Consider the following 2,240-nt stretch of genomic DNA (forward strand, 5'->3'; position numbering starts at 1 on the left):
TTCTCTCCCGGCGCGGTGGCTCTAGTTCTTCTGAAAGCCACCGTTCTCATCTTTATTTAGTCTAAACTACAGTTAATCAAAATGATATCATCATTGATTGGGCAAATAAACAACCACTAGCCAAACCTGTAACTTGTCAGACGGTGATGGACATGATGGAGTATGGAATATATTTAAGGAAATCAGTAGTGAACACCAGAGAAGAGAAGTTCTCGATTGGTACCATCGAACACGAAAATCTTCAGAAAGTAGGCGGTTCAATTAAGCGCCTTAAGCAAGCAGAAGCATACTTGTGGAAAGGAAATGTAGAGAGTGCGGCAGCTCTATTTACAAAGCTCAAGAACAAATCAGCAGTGAATTTTTGCAAATATTTAGAAAAGCACAAAAAAAGGATTATCAACTATGAAATTTTCTCTCTTGATGGCATCTGTTCAATTCGTTGGGGAGCGGTAGAATCAGGCATTAAGCAAATAGGCAGACGAATTAAAATATCAGGAGCGAGTTGGAAATCAGAACATGTGGGACAAGTATTAGCTCATCGTTGTGCTTACTTAAACGGCTTAATTGGTAATCACGTAAAAGCTGCATGAGTATAATTGCTCACTGCAAAAGTGACATGCTCCCAATCAAGAGGGGCTTTTTGGATTACGTGCGACAGGGCATCATGCTGCACGCAATCCGCCGATATCGATTGTATAAAGACAAATTCAAAGACTTTAAAACCTACTGCGAGCAAGGACTCGGCCGCCAGCACTTTTACTGCAAGCAAATTATCAAAGCAGCCGGGATTTGCCTGCGGTTGATAAAGGCCGGGTTCCAAATTTTGCCCAACTGCGTAGCTCAAGCCACCACGCTGGGGAAGTACGCAGCAGTGGATAAATACGGCGACAGTCCCTTAGAAAGTAAGTGGCAGGAAGTGGTGGAAAGCGTACCCAAAGAGCGAATCTCAGCAGTAACTATCAGCGAAACCATTGACGAGAATCCAGAACCTAGACTGCAACAAGTCCGCATCAAAAAAGACACCTACGCACTGCTAGCCAAAAAAGCAGCAGCGGCCGGTCTGTCTTTCCAGGAGCTCCTGGATAGAATCGCCGACGAGTACAAACCCCAGGAAGATACCGAGGAGCCAACCATCCCTACCCCCGAACAAGAAGAAATTCTAGACCAGCTAGACGCCGAGTTTCAGAAAGTCACCGCCGTAGAAGATCTCGCCTCAACCAAACCCGTAGCAGGTTTTGGGGTAAAAAAGCCCTCAAAATGCCATCAAAAAGCTATCGGTCGGGCAAATAGATCCGACGAAGTGTCGGACTCATCCTAATTAGTTTTTTAAAACCATGCACAATACTTTCACCTACAGGCATTCCGACTTGCCCTCGATTCGGCCTGAAATCAAAGCCGAAATTGTAGCTCTAGGGCTTCACGCCGATGACTTGATTCTCAAGAGTCAGGGCAACTACCGCGAACTCGAAGAACTCGCCGAAACACTCAGCAATTCTTTAGATACTTGTGAGTTAAACCTCCAATCGATCAGAGTAATTCCCGACGACAGCCCGCAACCCACCGCTATCAGCTTGCAAGATTTGCCGATCGAGCTAAAACAACTCATTTGGTCGTGCAGTTACACGAATTCACTTTTGTTAAAGTGTCTCTCTGCCCAGCGCAATATCACCCATGAAGAGTTAGTGGCAGAAATAAACAAGCACTCGGCAATTTACGCCAGAGTGCCAACTGTGAAAGAGGCGGAGCAATTTGTTGACGAGTTAACAGAAGCCAACAATTCTGGCGACAAGAACTTTTTCTTGAAAAGGATGTGGCGCCCATGAGCATTAACAGTTTAACCGTTCACCAAAAAAGAGCAATTTTTGCCACAGCAATGGCTTTGCACCGCGCTTGTTGTTTGCTGTCTAAGTTTACCGCATCTTCCCCAGAACACTTGCTATCAGCTATCAGCAATTATGTCTCTTCGGGAGTGATGGCTCTGCCCGAAAATTTAGTAGATGAGGCTTTGATCAAACTGTTAGACGCCTCAAACGTTCAACCCAACGGTTTTAGCATCATCCGCTGGAGTCAAAAGGAATCAACAAGATGTTAACCTAACCGCCTGAGGATGGCCGCCTCGACTCAGCGGCCGAAACTCCCCCTTTTTAATGGGGAGTCGCGGATGGGAGCATCCCGGTTTTGTAAATATCCGAATAAGCGTAAAATAGTTAAAATCAATAAAAGCGTCAAAAAAAGTCGAA

The 2,240-nt window shown here is 45.2% G+C and carries 3 protein-coding genes and 1 pseudogene; all 4 read left to right on the plus strand.

What is annotated here, in order from left to right:
• Window positions 1-86 precede the first annotated feature (86 nt).
• A pseudogene (locus QUA78_RS32300) lies at window positions 87-590 on the plus strand (ISKra4 family transposase); the annotation flags it as partial.
• A 26-nt stretch (window positions 591-616) separates the two neighbouring features.
• A complete protein-coding gene (locus QUA78_RS32305; protein WP_333307299.1) occupies window positions 617-1,318 on the plus strand; it encodes a hypothetical protein in 702 nt (233 codons plus the stop codon).
• Window positions 1,319-1,334: 16 nt separating this feature from the next.
• Window positions 1,335-1,823 (plus strand): hypothetical protein, encoded by a 489-nt coding sequence (locus QUA78_RS32310; protein ID WP_333307297.1) that lies wholly within the window; start codon window positions 1,335-1,337, stop codon window positions 1,821-1,823.
• The gene (locus QUA78_RS32315; protein ID WP_333307295.1) at window positions 1,820-2,092 is read left to right on the plus strand and encodes a hypothetical protein; all 273 of its coding nucleotides are present in this window, start codon (window positions 1,820-1,822) and stop codon (window positions 2,090-2,092) included. Before QUA78_RS32310 ends, QUA78_RS32315 begins: the two co-directional genes overlap by 4 nt.
• Window positions 2,093-2,240: the final 148 nt, after the last annotated feature.

It is taken from the genome of Microcoleus sp. K4-B3, assembly GCF_036704615.1.
GTDB lineage: Bacteria > Cyanobacteriota > Cyanobacteriia > Cyanobacteriales > Microcoleaceae > Microcoleus.